The 16,611-nt window shown below is 35.6% G+C and carries 8 protein-coding genes and 1 pseudogene; 6 read left to right on the forward strand and 3 right to left on the reverse strand.

Annotated features, from left to right (window positions below; genetic code table 11):
* Positions 1–345: 345 nt before the first annotated feature.
* Positions 346–1,521: a serine hydrolase domain-containing protein gene (locus METLIM_RS12160; RefSeq protein WP_004078826.1), complete on the forward strand. Its 1,176-nt coding sequence runs from the start codon at positions 346–348 to the stop codon at positions 1,519–1,521.
* A gap of 203 nt (positions 1,522–1,724) precedes the next feature.
* Here the strand turns inward: METLIM_RS12160 and METLIM_RS12165 are convergent, their stop codons facing one another.
* The 3 genes from METLIM_RS12165 to METLIM_RS12175 all read right to left on the reverse strand — a co-directional run bounded on the left by METLIM_RS12165 (position 1,725) and on the right by METLIM_RS12175 (position 5,794).
* Positions 1,725–2,495: a DUF1670 domain-containing protein gene (locus tag METLIM_RS12165; protein ID WP_004078828.1), complete on the reverse strand. Its 771-nt coding sequence runs from the start codon at positions 2,493–2,495 to the stop codon at positions 1,725–1,727.
* The gene (locus tag METLIM_RS12170) at positions 2,492–3,304 is read right to left on the reverse strand and encodes a DUF1670 domain-containing protein (protein WP_169312391.1); all 813 of its coding nucleotides are present in this window, start codon (positions 3,302–3,304) and stop codon (positions 2,492–2,494) included. Before METLIM_RS12170 ends, METLIM_RS12165 begins: the two co-directional genes overlap by 4 nt.
* Positions 3,305–4,489: 1,185 nt before the next feature.
* Positions 4,490–5,794: an ATP-binding protein gene (locus METLIM_RS12175; protein ID WP_004078839.1), complete on the reverse strand. Its 1,305-nt coding sequence runs from the start codon at positions 5,792–5,794 to the stop codon at positions 4,490–4,492.
* A 502-nt stretch (positions 5,795–6,296) separates the two neighbouring features.
* On the opposite strand from METLIM_RS12175, the gene METLIM_RS12180 reads away from it, so the two are divergent.
* The 5 genes and pseudogenes from METLIM_RS12180 (at position 6,297) to METLIM_RS12195 (ending at position 16,413) form a co-directional block, all read left to right on the forward strand.
* Positions 6,297–7,919, forward strand: coding sequence for a competence protein CoiA family protein (locus tag METLIM_RS12180; RefSeq protein WP_004078841.1), 1,623 nt, complete (start codon positions 6,297–6,299; stop codon positions 7,917–7,919).
* The gene (locus METLIM_RS12185; RefSeq protein WP_004078844.1) at positions 7,916–10,081 is read left to right on the forward strand and encodes a coiled-coil domain-containing protein; all 2,166 of its coding nucleotides are present in this window, start codon (positions 7,916–7,918) and stop codon (positions 10,079–10,081) included. The genes METLIM_RS12180 and METLIM_RS12185 overlap by 4 nt, the downstream gene beginning before the upstream one ends.
* Before the next feature lies 1 nt (position 10,082).
* Positions 10,083–11,114, forward strand: coding sequence for a hypothetical protein (locus METLIM_RS12190; protein ID WP_004078845.1), 1,032 nt, complete (start codon positions 10,083–10,085; stop codon positions 11,112–11,114).
* Between the two features lie 250 nt (positions 11,115–11,364).
* A pseudogene (locus tag METLIM_RS17730) lies at positions 11,365–11,661 on the forward strand (DEAD/DEAH box helicase); the annotation flags it as partial.
* A 120-nt stretch (positions 11,662–11,781) separates the two neighbouring features.
* Positions 11,782–16,413 carry a Zn-binding domain-containing protein gene (locus METLIM_RS12195; RefSeq protein ID WP_245543540.1) on the forward strand — a complete coding sequence of 1,544 codons (4,632 nt, stop codon included), beginning with the start codon at positions 11,782–11,784 and terminating at the stop codon, positions 16,411–16,413.
* Positions 16,414–16,611 lie beyond the last annotated feature (198 nt).

The raw sequence follows: 16,611 nt of genomic DNA on the forward strand, positions 1-16,611 counted from the left end.
CCGGTTTTCCCGGATTCATTATTTACTGTTGCAACCGCACCACGGGAAAATGCAACGGTAGCAAAGTTACTGTGCCATTTTCAGGCATAACATTGTGGCACGGTAGAATGTAAATTACATAAACCCAAACAAGCCATAATCTGAGAATGATTCCTGAAAAAATAATCAAGTTTCATCCAAAACAAAAAAGGTGAAAATTCTGTCGCACCATGGGCCGTTGCAACGGCAGAATCCTGTAACTACAGATTCATCCGGAGTATAAATCCGGTATTGACCACAACATCGCTACTGTTCCGGAAAATAGAGAATGGATAGATTTATCACAAAATCATCCAAATACACCATATGAACTTTTCGGCTATCAGCCGGGTGCATACATTTATTCTGTGTGCTGTCATCTTCGGACTGATTTTTTCATGTGGATGTATCTCTGAATCATCTGTTTCTGAAAACACTTCACCCACAGAGGATACAAACCTGCCGTCTCCCCCGGAGGAGATCAGTGACGGACTACAGGATATTATTACAACCGGTCTTGAAAAGACCGGAATACCGGGATTATTAATCGAAATTTCAACACCTGAATGGATCTGGAGTTCTGCCGCCGGGAATGCCTCCATTTCCCCCAATGTTTTAGCAACGCCCGATATGCGTTTCATCATCGCCAGTGTTACCAAATCCATCACCAGCACTGCCATACTGAAACTCAGTGAAGAGGGGAAACTATCCCTTGATGATACTATCGATCACTGGCTGCCTGAAGAGATAGCAGAAAAAATACCCAACTCCTCCAGGATAACCATACGGCAGCTCCTTGACCATACAAGCGGCATTGCTGATTACAACGAAGATGAAATTATCCGGACTGAATACCCAAAACCCGATCTTCCGGTACCATACCAATATGGGATGTGGCAGGGAATCAATGCAAGCCCACTCTTTGAACCGGGTTCGGACTATGAATATTCAAATGTGAATTATATACTCCTCACCCTGATCATTGACCAGGCAGCCCAGACACCGTATGAGGACTACATCACCAGGGCAATTCTTGTACCGGCAGGCATGGATCAGACCTTTGTCCACCGCACCAACAGCATCCCCGGACCACATATGGGGTGCCCTGGAGAAGAGTACGTTGACGGAGAACTGCCTGATTTTTCAAACCTGTATATTCAGTTTGACAGGGGAGCAGGAGATATCGTCAGTACAACGTCCGATATGAACAGATTCCATCTTTTACTCGAAGATGCGAAGATCATAAGTCCTGAATCGCTTCAGGAGATGAAAACGATTAACAAAATGGATTATGGACTTGGATACGGAGGCATCACCAACTCTTCAATGAATTTAACACTGTGGGGACACACCGGAGGATATCCGGGATCATACACTATGTGGTACTACTGGGAAGAGGAAGATACTGCATTAACTATCAATATGAATTCACTTGGAGATATAGGAGGAGCAAACAGGGAGATTCTAATCCCCATTATCAGTTATATTCAGCAACAGGAGTGAAATCACACTCCTTTTTTCTGCGGCCATAACAATAGAATAGCAGGAACACAATTCAGATAATCTAAATAAGGCCAGAATCAATTTTTTTGCCGCATGTCCATATCAATAAAATGATTCACTGCCAGACTATCTTATTATTCACATAGTGAAATAGTGACATATGACCTGTGACTGAATTCTTCCAAGTTTTTCACTCATGGTCATTAACTCCTTTCCAAACTATGTTCTTTAATTATTTCAATGTATTCAACTACTAACCGTTCACTCATCTCAAGAAGTAGAGATATTTTAGTGGGTTCCATCTTACTATTATAGAGCATCTGGACTTTCTTGAATGACTTTATGTATCTGTCACATGCATCCTCGGTGTGATTCATCCTTCTTGAAATATCCGGAGTGGGTACATTTTGCAGAAACATACGGATAATTTCCTTCTTGTGAGTCAGGGATGGTCCAATATCAAGAACCATTCCACAGTATTTCAGAGTGGTTTTATTCTTCTTCTGATACTCGTTGATTAAATTTGACACTGTAGCTTTACAGATTCCAAGCAAAAGAGCAATATCTGATTGAGTTAGTACTGCTTCCTGCTCGTAAGCCTCATTGATGATTCTTACAATTCTCCCAACTCTGACCTCTTTTGCTGAGAATCCATCATTCTTCATTTTGATATCATCTTCATGAACTATTGAAAGTATAACTGGCACTTTCTTAATGTCAGCTGAACTTTTTGCAGGCCCTGGTTTTTCAAACCGACTTCTGGCAAACCACATTATCTGTCCAACTTCAAGGCTCCAGGGATCATGTGAATAATCCTTTACTGTTTTGATCACATCCTCAGTGATCATATTTAGGACACGATCTCCTCCAATGAAGGCATATTCGTCACGAAACAACCTTTTCATTGAATTTTCCAATCCGATAGTTTTGATATTTTGATTCTGTACTGAGCCTTTCCTGCACGATAAACTCATACCCCCACCCCCCCTTTTTTCTTCTGGAATTCAATCTGGATAGGTTCCATTATCTGAGAAATTCGTTCTCTACCAATGTCCTCATATTTGTTGTACAGCTCAAGATATTCTGAAACAACTTTCTCAGACAGATCAGTTAATTCACGGATTTCTACAGGAGAATAGCCTGACCTATGGAGGAATAGAACTTTTGAAAAGGCTTTGATGTATCTCTTTATTGCATCACCGGTATGATGAGTTCTAAGTTCTATGTCTGTGTACTCATATCCCTTGAGATATAGTTCAACAATCTGAGTCTTATGGGATATTGTTGGACCTATGTCCTGAATCGCCCCTCGTGTAGGGATTGTGATTCCTTCTTCCTTTAGCTCCTTTATATCTCTTCTAATACTCCTGACACTGGTCGTAAGCAACAGAGCGAGATCTTCCTGAACCAATAATCCGCCCTGATCATATGCTTCATTTGTTAGCCTGACTATCCGGTGTTTTCTCAACCCACTTGGACCACACTCTCTTAAAACTCTTTCATCCTCAGTGTCAAAAACAGTAAGACTAACAGAAACCTTTCTGAGTTCATCTAACGATTTACCTGGTGGTTCATTAGCACTAACGGGATGATAAACGACCTGGTAATCTTTCCTAAGATTACCATAGTTCTCATCAATGTGTTCGCGCATCAGATGAACAAGTGATCTGCTTAATGCCTTAGAGAAGCCGTAATCCTCTTTCAGATCAATCAGCAACTTCTTTTCATTGGTCTTCTGCCAAGCAGATTTCAAATATTTGACGTCATCTCCGGATTTAGGCACCAAAATACACCACATTAGTATTGCTATGAAGTGCCTTAAGTATGAGGACATATGTCCCAAATGTAACTACGCAAAAAATGATGTTTCACAATTATAGATTAAAGCTTTTAAACCCGACAGAAGGCCTTCAGGAGCTAAAAAAGAGATAACTCCCCTGAATGATCCAAAATAACATTTCTAATCCAAAAAATTATACTTCCACAGCGGAATTACAGCAACTTTCCGGTTATCAAAATCAAACTCATCATCCTGGTCAAATGTCAGGATTACTCCGGACTAATAAGATAACCTTAAAATTTACACTTCTCCACGCAGCCAAAACGACTATCAGGTAAAAGAACATAGAGAATATAATCATGACTGCCGAAGCAAAAAAGCGAATTCACAATCCTGTAACCGGCAAGTACTATGAGGTTCGCCAAAAATCAAGCAAATATGGAAAGAAAGGTCAGATTAAAGGATTGTGGAGTTCTGCCAAAAACAGAAGCTGAAAGGAGAGATATTTTATTCAGCCGAAAATATGGTTTATTGATACAAATATAATTGCACACTGGATTTTAGGAAGCGGCGGAATCATTAAAAATCTCTGTTTTTCAAATGATTTATCCGAAGAATTCGCAGATGCTTATCAGGAGATATAAACCGGCAATCAATCTTATTGATGAAATATTTTAAAAAGGAAACCGGATTTTAAGGATGAATTTTATTTTACATCTATTGCATCAAACGAGCTTTTTTCCGCAATCCGGGATGAAATAAGAAGCATTATATTTTTTAAAAACGGAATTCCAATCTCAAGATGGCGCGATTCAAGAAACAATCCTGAGATTCCTGAAGAAATTTATCTTGAAACATACAGAATAACTCTTGAATCCTTTGATGTACTATTTAAAAATCATGGAATAACAATAATTCCCGAAGTATCTCCATGCGATGAAGATCAATACTGGAGCATATTATCTTCAATATTATTTCTGGTTAGTAATTCAAAAACACAGGATTCAAAGATACTAACGACTGCGATTCTTAATTGTGCTGATTATTTTATTACTCTGGACAGTCCTCTTATAAAATCCGCCAAAAAAATGATGTTTGACAATTATAAATTAAAGCTTTTAAACCCGACAGAAGGCCTTCATGAGCTAAAAAAGAGATAAATCCCCAGAATTATCCAAAATAATATTTCTAATCCAAAAAATTATACTTCCACAGCGGAATTACAGCAACTTTCCGGTTGTCAAAATCAAACTCATCATCCTGGCCAAACGTCAGGATTACCCCGGAATCAAGACCATATTTATCCATTGCCTCGATAAGACCATCTGTTTCCCGTTTGAAGTTGTCGTCATTTAATTCATAGCATACCTGAAATGCTTTTGTGATCCTGACACCTTCTTTTACCACAAAATCGCATTCATCCTTATCCTTATGATAATATAATTCATACCCTCTTCTCCGGAGTTCAATGAATACCAGATTTTCAAGTAACGAGCCTTTGTTTCCTGAAAACTGAAATGAAGCATGTGTGATGAAACCATTGTCCACACAATAGACTTTTTTAGGATTTCTCTGCTGTTTTTTCAGTGAATAATCAAATTTATTCAGAACAAAGATGAAGTACGCATCCTCAAGAGCATTGACAATGGATATAACCGTATTTGGTGCAACCCCAAACAACTCACCAATTTTGTTAAAGGAGGTCTCATTTCCGATATTGGAGAGCATATATGTAATAATATTCTTAACCACTCCCTCATCCCGGATTTTATTCCGGACTAAGATGTCCCTGTAGATGATGTCATTTAATAGTGCCTGCAATATCCTCTCATCCTTCCGGAGCACATACTCCGGAAAACCCCCGCCACTAAGATACTTCTCAAACTCCGCTGAATTTCTTTCCTTCTCTTTAGCCCGGCAAAATTCATCAAAATCAAACGGAAAAAGTTCATATCTGATATTCCTGCCCGTTAATCTTGTTCCAGGTTCACTGCTCATCAGGGTTGCATTTGAACCTGTGATGAATACCTTTTTGCCTGAATCAAGCAGTGACCGGACATATATCTCCCAGCCTTTTACATTCTGTATCTCATCTAAAAAGTAGATTTCAGACAGTCCCAGCTCTTTTAGGAAGATATCCTCAAGCTTCTCAAAATCCTTCAGCTCAAAGGATGCCAGACGGATATCCTCAAAATGGATATAATATACCGGTTTTTTCCCGGAAAGATACTGCCTTAAGAGTGTGGACTTGCCACATCTCCGGATGCCTGTGACAATCGTGGCAAAATTCTTCAGTGGTTCTATGGTGCAGCTCCTCTTAACCCCGGAATTTTGGTATAACTGCTGATGCTGCCGGAATTGTCCGTTTTGTCTTTTCTGTCCGTTCTGTATACTCTGTAGATTTTGTTTATACTGTATATTCTGTAAGAGAATAATTCCCTTTAACTTTGCCTTTTCCATCATGTTCAACAGTTTTGTATTTGATAGCGACATTGCCAATTGTGCATTTAAAATATAGGAATCTGTTCATTAGAAATATAGGAAACTGTGCAGTGAAAACAATTCTATAGCGATAGACATAGATATGCTTTAATGTCAAAAATATGATATTTAAGCTCTAAAATATTCATTAGATAACAAAAAGAAAAGATTTAATATTTAATAAATCCGACATTAAAATAAGGATAATATTTAATGCGCAATGGATTATTAAATCAAGGATTCAGCAGATAATAAATTTGGGGATATGTGGAATTTAAGTTAAATAATCAATCATTATGGCCAAGCCATATTGAATTATTACATTAATAAATATAATATTTTATAAACTAAAAAATAAAAAAACAGTAAGATTGATAAAATATCTCTTTCACATCAGCAATAGTCCCAATTAGAACTTTATTATCTATTCTTCGTTGAGTTTGAAATATTTTCAGATATACAAAATATTCCTGAAAATCCTTAGATATTGTCTTAAATAAATGGGGCATTGATTGTGGAATTTGCATATGACAATAAAGAACCTGGTAATCAAGTAAAAGTATATGCTAAAGAATTAAAAAAGATCAGAACTGAATCAAGCAGTGAGAAAAGTAAACAGTACACATGTCCTTATTGTGGGGAATATGTTAAATATTATCATGGAAAAATACAGGAAGCACATTTCAGACACATAAGAGGTTCTTTAATCGCGAAAACATGCGACAAATATGTATCCGGAAATGGAATTGGCACCTCTAAGGACAGATATCTGTTAGATCAAAAACTGTTAGGATTTCCATTATATATTCGTAAACTTGGAGAAAATTTCAGGTTATTTATTGGGCTTTCACCTGTACCAGAAAGCACAATAAATGATGATATAGAATCATCACAGGAAATAATAATTAAGGATCCTAATTATGTACAATTCGATCAAATATATCTCGAGGATCTGATAGTTGATGAAATAACATACAAACCTCTGGATTATCTTTACGAAACCTATCATATTGAATACCGCCACAATCCCAATCCGCTTACAAGTAAATACGGATGTTTTAAAGAAATTTATGGAATCGAACCGAAAGGCGCCCTCTTTTTTTGCAGCGATATGTTCTCAAGACGTATTGCATTTAACGGAAAAATTACAACAGATACATATTACTACTTAGTTATACCCTCAGCAGAAATATTATCCAATAAAAAATTTCTGAGTATTGAATCCTGTAACATATTAGCAGTTAAATCTGATTTGCCTGAAGAATGGTTTGTATATAAGATCAAATTTACTGAAATAACTAATGAATCTTCTGAATTTGCAAGAGACTTAAATCTGACTCTGGTTGAAAAACCACAAAAATTAACGCCACTGTGGCCTCCACATGTCCAATATGGTAACCAACATATTTACAAAAAAGACTGCCATGCCCATTATCTGTTAGAGTCCCAAAAATCAGTTGAGAAAGATAAATCTTCAAAAGAAATATTACAACATAAAATTTTAATAAAAATTATTACATTAAACGCACATTTGGACATTCTAAATGTAGAAGTTAATAAAAATGAAACAAAAATCCCCTTAGAAGAGGATAATACTCAATTTAATCCCGTTACTTCCTGCAAGCCTTCACTTAATATTCCTCCTTATTCTCCCCCAACAATAGCGATACAGTACGGTAAAAAAGAACTCCAGAATCACGAAGAATTACAAACCACAAAAAACTCCACAATATCCTGCAAATCCAATTATAAATGCAGTTTTTGCCATATCCGGAATAATTACCTAAAGACATTGATTACCAATAAATTAACGATACCTCAAATATCAGATATTAAGCCAGGCGATACATTCCTCGTCCTCCATGGCCTGGATATTATAAGCAGGATACACTTTCCTCAAAAAAACGAAAAACAATCCAATGAAATAAAAAAAAGTGATAATCAGATGTATCAAACTCTTATTCAGCTAAAAGGACAGCAGATAACGACTCCGATAATCCTAAAATATGCATTACAAGACCCCGATGAATATCCCAAAGTTAAATCATATATTCTAAACTCTCTTCGCATAGGTGAAATTCCAAAGCCAGCTTATGACTATATAATTAACAACATTAAAGGAGGAATCTTTAAATGAATAACGAAAATTACTCATTATGTCTAACTATAATCGAACAGAATAATTATTCTCAATTGCTTAGACTTGCAGATCCCATTGGAAAAGATGGACAAACACTATGGAAATTAGACGGGAAAAGCCATAAACTTGATCTTCCGAATATCAAAACAATCAGTATGGATCGGTATCAGGCAAAAAATAACGATTTAGCCATATGGAAATGGGAATTAAATCCAGAAGATCAAAAAAAGCAACTGTCAAACCGTACGAATGAAAAGTTTTACGAATTAATATTTTTAGATGATGAAAATATTGACAGCAAGGATGAAATAAAAACACGTAAACTTGAAGATCTTATCGATATCCTGATATCAGGATTTAAAATTCCTGAATTCATAACTGATAATTTACTATTAGTCTTTGATAAATCTAAAAGAGATGGATATATTTGTTTTGATCTTAAAAAATCAGACTACAGTATAGAAAATAATACAATGAAAATTAAGGAGGGTACAACTCTTGAAATTCATAAAATTCGAGAAGAACTCTGTATTGATACTGATAATTACATCAAAAATGCTACAATAAAAAATTACTATGCTCAAAGGAGGATAATTTACAGAGAGAGAAAACTTAAAAAACCTGATGGGCAGTTAAAAATAAAAAGTTTTATCTCTCTCTTCAAAAGTTACTTTGAGGAGATTACTGAAAAGATGAATTATGATGATGAACAAAGAAATATTATTAAAAAAACAATATCCAATGCCTTAGATAACAGAGAAGATATTGAAGCATTTTTTAAATTAACCGGTTCAGACAATGAAGAATTTATTTTTACCCATAATACAACAAGTAAATTTGAAGAAACTGCTCAGATTATTAAAAAATATGCATCCGATAAAGGGATGAAAAACTTTCTTGAAAGTGTAATTGAAAATACTCCGGAATTTAAAGAATATTATCTTGATATATTAAAAGAAGACTATCTGACTGACGAAAAAGAAAAAGCTGAGCAGGAGTTGAAAATTCTTGAAGAAAAGAAGACTGATCTTCAAAATATCTTTAATAAAAAAGAAAAAGATCTTAATAACGAGCTTAAATCTTTAGAATTAAAAAAAGCTGAAATTACCAATGAATATAGGAAAAAAGAAGAAAAAATCACTGAATACAACAACAAAATAAGCAATTTAGAAAATAGAAATGAACAACTCAACAAATATTGTGAAGAAAAAGTTGAGTCCATTAAAGAGAATACAGGTGCCCTATTAGGTGAAATTGCTGTACTAAAAGGCATCACTCAGAATTCTGCAACTCCAATTCAGGACTATAATCTAACTAAGAACTGTTCTAAATCATTTGAAGGAGACAATATATATTCCATAACCAATAAAGAAGATCTTATAGGTGGACTGGAAAAAAATCTTGACAGCATCTTAATTCCGGATGAATATAACTCAGGTGAATTAGCCAGATTTATTATTGGCTCTTACCTTTCTAAAACACCTGTTCTCCTAATAGGAAACACATCCCAGCTTCTGGCTGAAACTATATCCATAACATTCTGTGGCAGAACTTCTGAAATTATCTTTGTTCCTACAGGTTTTAGAAATTATGATGAGTTACTTAACTCCGTCAGGTCAAGTGAAAGTAATGTAGTATTTATTAAAAATGCAGTTGGATTCTGTGATGAATATATCTACCTCAATCTGATTAAGGATAATCCGGATAAATTTCTTCTTTTTTCAGCAGAATTCCAGGATACTATAAGGATACTTCCGGCAGGAATCCTGGGATACATGAGCCTCATTGACTGTGAAAAAATAATACTGCCTTTTAATTTGAATGAAATTTATGATGATCTAACCCCTGCAAAAATTGAAGAAATGAGCAATGCAGAGTATAATAAAAATCAATATATGAAACTCTACAAAGAAATATGTGAGCTTTCAGAAGAATCAGGGTTAAAAAACGGCTATAACCTTTTAAGGGCTAAAATTCTCTCAACACTTTTAGGTCCTGAAAAAGAGGAAAACAAATCTCTTATCAATATCCTTCTTCCTGAACTGGTTACATACAATCAGATTCAGGAAAACACAGATAATTACCTCGACTATTTACAAACCTTAGATAAAACAGAGTATTACAAAATAGCAGAAAAACTGTCCGGTGGGGAAAGATAAGATGAAAACGGGCATCCATTCAAAAATGGCTGAAGAAATGAAGATAATCCCCTTCCCAGAAGAAAACGAAGACAGATTTATAGCCCGTGTCATATATTCCGCCCTTTCAGAATGGATAAAAGCGTCAACATTTGACAGGAAAATTGATGACCAGGAAGGCGTTACAGAAGATGGCTGCACAAAGCACCACATTACAAGGAAATGCGGAGATATTCTCAAAGGTTTTCTCGAAATATATCCACAGATAGAAGACTATTTTTATCCGGAAGATGAAAAAGATCCAAAACCAATTCAGGAAATTCAGAAGAGACTATTTTCAGCAGGGGTATTAGTCTCAGGGATAAATAATACTGTTCAGTTATCCCAGAAAAAATATGGATTTGTTACTGATAATCTTTATTTCGAGCGTGGTAACTTCCCTGAAACTGGCAATCAAATATCAGGTCTTGGAAGTTATATCAATAGGGTTCCTGAAAACTCTTCTACCCAACAATTAGAAGAACTATTCTTCATACCTGATGAAAACGCTGAATCTACCTTTTACAACTTCAATAAAAGAATGAAAGGAAAATATACTCCTCTGTCAGAAATTCCGGAAAACTGGAGATTTTTTGACTTTAATTCTAAGAAAAGTTTTTATAAATCATGGATACCCTATTTTGATGAGACAAATAAAATTACAGCATATAAAAACAGTAACAACATTTTAGATTATGGAATTATCAAAAACAATAACGGAACTCTCTCATCGATAACATTTCCAAATCATATTGTTGATACAAAAGAGGTCAGAAGATTTCTATACGGCATTAGATCAGCAGAAGGCAATCCCTGTAAGGCCAAATTAACATTAATGGGCAAGTCAGTGAATATTGAATTTTATACATCTCTTCCTCAAAGAGAACAAACATTGTTGAACATGATTGCCTGGCCTGTTCGTAGCATGTATGACAGAACACAATATACAGCACCTATTGTATTTCTGCCAATAATAAAAAAAATGTTTAAAAATTTGAATGTGGATATAGGGTGATCAATGAATGACAGACGCTTACGGAATTCAGAATACTCATAAAGAACTTGTTAATAAGCTAAAAAATTACATCCAGTCACAGTATTTTGGACTAAATAATCTGCTTCTTGAAGCAGGAGATGAACTTTTAGAAAGAGACAATACCATATATCAGGATCCATATATTGAATCAAATCCTTCATATCAGATTATCAGGAATGGTTTATTATCTGCAAAAATACCGGAAAACATACGGGATATCCTTCACAGGATGAGTGAACAAAATCTTGGAGTTTTTGATAGTCCGTATGCCCATCAGATAGAGGCATTAGAGTCATTCTTTCAGGGAAAAGATGTTATGGTTACAACCGGAACCGGTTCAGGTAAGACTGAATGTTTCATGTGGCCAATTCTCGCAAGCCTTGCAGATGAAGCAAAAAAGAATCCTCAATCCTGGGAAAAAAGAGGGATCAGAGCATTATTACTTTACCCAATGAACGCCCTTGTATCCGATCAGATTGGTCGCCTGCGCAAAATGATCGGAGATCAGGATGGCAAATTCCATTCCATATTTTCAGAATATACAAATAATCCAGACATCCGTTACCCACAGTTTGGGATGTACACCGGCAGAACCCCTTATCCCGGCGACCTGGTCAAAAGTAAAGACAAGGACCTTGCAAAAACAATGGAAAAAGATCTTCTTAATCCGGAAACTGATTTTATCAATGAATTAAAGAAGATCGGTAGGTATCCTGCAAAGAGAGATCTGGAAGGATTCATTGACAATTTAAAACAGGGAATTCATTCTACAGAACCAGAAGACGCTGAACTTATCACCAGATGGGAAATGCAGAATAACTGCCCGGATATACTGGTTACAAACTATACAATGCTTCAGTTTATGCTGATCCGTGATATAGAAAAGCCAATCTGGGAGAGGACACGGGAATGGCTGAATGCATCTCCGGAAAATAAACTCCTGATTGTTATTGATGAAGCCCATATGTATCATGGATCCCCCGGAGGTGAAGTTGCACTACTCCTCCGGCGTCTGATGTACAAATTAGGAATTAAAAGAGATAAAATCAGGTTTGTCCTCACCAGTGCAAGCATTCCGGTAAAATCAAGTGAAGATAAAGGAGCTATTCAGAACTTCATTAATGATTTAACAGTCAATAGCCCTGAAAATGAAAATTACTCAGTCATTACAGGCAAGCATAAAGAAATCTCATTAGAAGGCACTGCTAAATTCAAAGCAAACAAAATTTCAGATATATCTGTTGATAACTTCCTGAAAGATGAAGAAACAAGAATTTCAGAGATTAAAAAATATTTCAAGGCTTTAAATAAAAATATTCCGGACTTTACATATAACGAACTGGAAAATTATCTGTTCGAAAAACTTCCGGAATTTGCCCCGGTTCAGCGACTCATAAAGTCAACATCCGGAAAAGCAACCAATGTCAAAGAACTTGCAAAAATTGTCTTTCCTGATGATCCTGAAGATACAGCCAACTATGCAATTCAGGTATTACTGGCTATTATGCCTCTTGCAAAGAGTAAGGAAGGTCAGGTATTATTTCCGGCACGTCTGCATATGTTCTTTAGGGGTCTTGATGGGCTTTTTGCATGTACAAATCCGGATTGCCCAAATAAGCATTCAGGAGATGGAATAACTCTTGGACAATTATATACTGACAGTAGCAGAGAGGTCTGTTCCTGCGGTGGAAAAATATATGAATTAGTCAATGACCGTCGATGTGGAGCCATATTCATCAAAGGATACATGAGCAACAATGTATCAGCTGACGGAAATGATATCTGGAGATATCCCGGAGAAAAGTATTATCATGATATGAAAGAGGTTCACTTTTATATTGTTCCGGAAAAATACAGGCTTAAATCAAACAAATTATCAAAGGGTTGGTTAAATTCAAAAACAGGAGTTTTTACATCCAGCAATCCAAACAATGAAAATGGATTTTTAAAAGTCCTTTATTCACATACTGAAATAAAAAATAAGCCAGGGCAATTGACCTTCACAACCTGTCCAAAATGCAATAAATTACTTGGTAGTCGTTCCTTATCTGATTTTTCAACAAAAGGAAATGAACCGTTCTATAATATTGTTGCATCGCAACTTCATATTCAGCCACCAACAATATTTGACAGAGAAAAACTTGAACGGCAACCAAATGAAGGGAGAAAGGTTTTACTCTTCTCAGACAGCAGACAAAAAGCTGCTGTTCTTGCAAAGGATATGACAAGATCAGCAGATGATGAGGCTGCCAGATCAGCAATTGTTCTTGCAGGATATAACCTTCAGAAGTGGTCTGAAAAGTATAATGAAAAGATAACATTAGAGATGTTATATCCGGCATTTCTTGAAATTGCAGGCATCAACCATTTAAGACTGTTCTATGGTGGAGATAGGGACAAATTCAATAGAGATATTGAAAATATCAAAAAGGACATTAACCAGGCAAAACGAAGAAATAAAACACTAAAATATCATAACTTAGCTGAAAAACTACGGAATCCACCAGGATTATATTCTGAACAGTTGTTGAAAAACCTATGTTCATCATATAGATCTCTTGTAGATCTTGGACTCTGCTGGTTAATTCCAAGTAATCTGGAAGATATTGAAGACTCCATTGACGAATTAGCAGAAGAGAGCATCAACATTTCTGAAGAAGACTTTACTGCTCTTTTTTCTGCATGGGCTTATTACCTTTGCACAGATAAATATGCACTTGGAGAGAGTATTTCCAATAAAGTAAGAGATAATGTTTTTCTCTATTCTTACGGTCGTTTTGGAGTTGAAAATAAAGACATAAATAAAATGCCCCCTTTCCTCAAAAAAATTCTTAATTCACAGGGATATAATGAGGAAAAAATCTTATTAATCCAAAAGAACCTTCATCATAATTTTCTTAGAACAGGAAGCGAAGAGCAGGAATCAAATTTTCTGCTTCTCAACAAAATCTCACTGAAGTTTGATGATAATCATGAGTGGTTCCGCTGCAAAAAATGCTCTGGTATTTTTCCATATACTCTGTGGGGTCACTGCGCAAGATGTGGTGAAAAGTCAATAGAAAAGATAGCTGATTTTGAAAGATACAGATTCTGGAGAGAGCCTATATTAAAGGCGCTTGATGAAGGTACCGGAAGGGAAATAAAAACAATAAATTCAGAGGAACATACGGCTCAGTTGTCACATAAAGATCAACGCCAAAAAACATGGTCCAAAACTGAAAATTATGAAATGAGATTCCAGAATATTTTATTTGAAGAGGAGTTTCCAATTGATGTTCTGAGCTGTACAACGACAATGGAAGTAGGGATCGATATTGGTTCACTTACTGCAATAAGTCTTAGAAATGTTCCACCTATGAGAGAAAATTATCAGCAAAGAGCTGGTCGTGCAGGCAGAAGGGGTTCTTCAGTTTCAACAATAGTAACATATGCACAGAACGGACCCCATGATGGCTGGTATTTTAACAATCCTGAGGAAATAATCTCCGGGAAAACACGCCTACCCTGGATTGATGTAAATAACAAAAAACTAAATAAAAGACACCTGAATTTAGTGATTTTAAATGATTTCCTGAGCCTTCAGGAAACCAACCTTGCAGAATGTGACACCGCAGAATTTTACAACAATTATTATAATGCCTTTCTGGATTACCTTAATAATTATAGATTCAGGCAGGACTTTATAGATACAATGCTCTCTGAGAATTACAATAACAATGCCCCCATTGATGAATTCAGAAGAGATCTTATAGATAACTTAAAAGAGATCAGAAAATCTGTACTTAAAAACCCTGAAAGATATACATCAAATGAAAGTGAAAAATTCACACTTCTCGATCACCTTAATTCAGAAGGAATACTCCCAACATATTCTTTTCCACAGAACGTTGTTGGATTTTATATCGAAGATAAAAATGGAGAAATTGATCAAAAACCGGAGCGTTCACTTGATATTGCAATAAGTGAATATGCACCCGGTAAAATACTTGTCGTAGATAAGAAAACATACAAGGTCGGAGGTATTTACAGCCACCATTCTAAATTTAAAGAGGGTTTTTATGAAAAACAGGCGAAACCCTATTTTGAAGATCCTAACTACCTTTTTGAATTATATCAATGTGAAAATTCTGAATGTGGATGGACATCAATAGAGATACCACCAAATAATCAATGTCCTTTCTGCAAATCAAAAATAATTTCAGACCATAAAATGTTAAGACCATGGGGTTTTGCTCCGGTAAATGGTACAAGTATTCCGGAATCATGGGCAGAGGTTGAATATTCATATGCCGAAGAACCATGTTATTTTGCAGAACCGGTTCATAACGACCTGAAAAATACTGGATTTCCACATATACAGGCAGCAAACCGTTCAGATAAAATAACTATTATTAATAAAGGAATTAAGGGACTTGGATTTAATGTTTGCAGAGAATGTGGCGCAGCTGAAGTTGCACAAACTTCCGAACCCTCCCTTAAAGGAATAGGAAGACCATATGTTCCCCGTTCAAAAAACAGATATCCATGCTACCATTATAATAGTTCCAATATTGAAAATGTATTTCTCGGTCATACTTTCAACACTGATATGGTCATCTTTGAATTTGATCTTGATAAAAATAAGATAAACACTGATTACAACGGACTATGGATCAAAAATGCTGCAGTTACTTTAACCGAGGCCATGCTTATGGCAGCAAGCAGAAGTCTTGACATAGAATATTCTGAGCTTAAGGCAGGATACAGAATTCACAGTAATAATGAAAATGTGTTTGTGGACATTTATATTTATGACAGTTTATCAAGCGGTGCCGGATATTCTTCAGAGTTATTAAATATAACTGAACTAATTTTTGAAAATACAAAAGAAACTCTAAATTGTCCATCTAATTGTGAATCTGCCTGCCATAACTGTTTAAAACACTACTGGAATAAATACCGTCAGGACAAATTAGACCGATATGCAGCTCTCGATTTACTTAACTGGGGAATGTACAATAAACTCCCTGAAGATATTACAAAAGAAGAACAGATTAAAATTCTAAAACCTTTAGAAGAGAGATTAAAAAGTTTTGACTCAGCCATTCATCTTATTAATGATAAAAATGAGATATTTATTTCAAATGCCAGTATTAAAAAGAAAATCATTGTATATCCTGCTATGTACAATCTCCCAAACAGAAGAGATACAATTTACCTGTCCGATAAAATGGTTAAAAGAGCGTTACCCGTAGCATACAAAATTATCAAAAAATATTTTTCCAATAATAATCCCTGATTTTTTAATTGCTGAACATCTTGTATATTACATAAGAAAAGCCGGATGATTAAAAATTATAGAAAAGAGACATCAGATAAATATTCAGCCCCCTACCCGGCAAAAATCCCCTCCAAAAATACGGCAGAACTCCAATAAGGGCTGACATTCACCCCGGCTCAATAGCATAATCAACATCAGCTTGTGCATGAATTGCCA

Source organism: Methanoplanus limicola DSM 2279, assembly GCF_000243255.1.
Taxonomy (GTDB): Archaea; Halobacteriota; Methanomicrobia; order Methanomicrobiales; family Methanomicrobiaceae; genus Methanoplanus; species Methanoplanus limicola.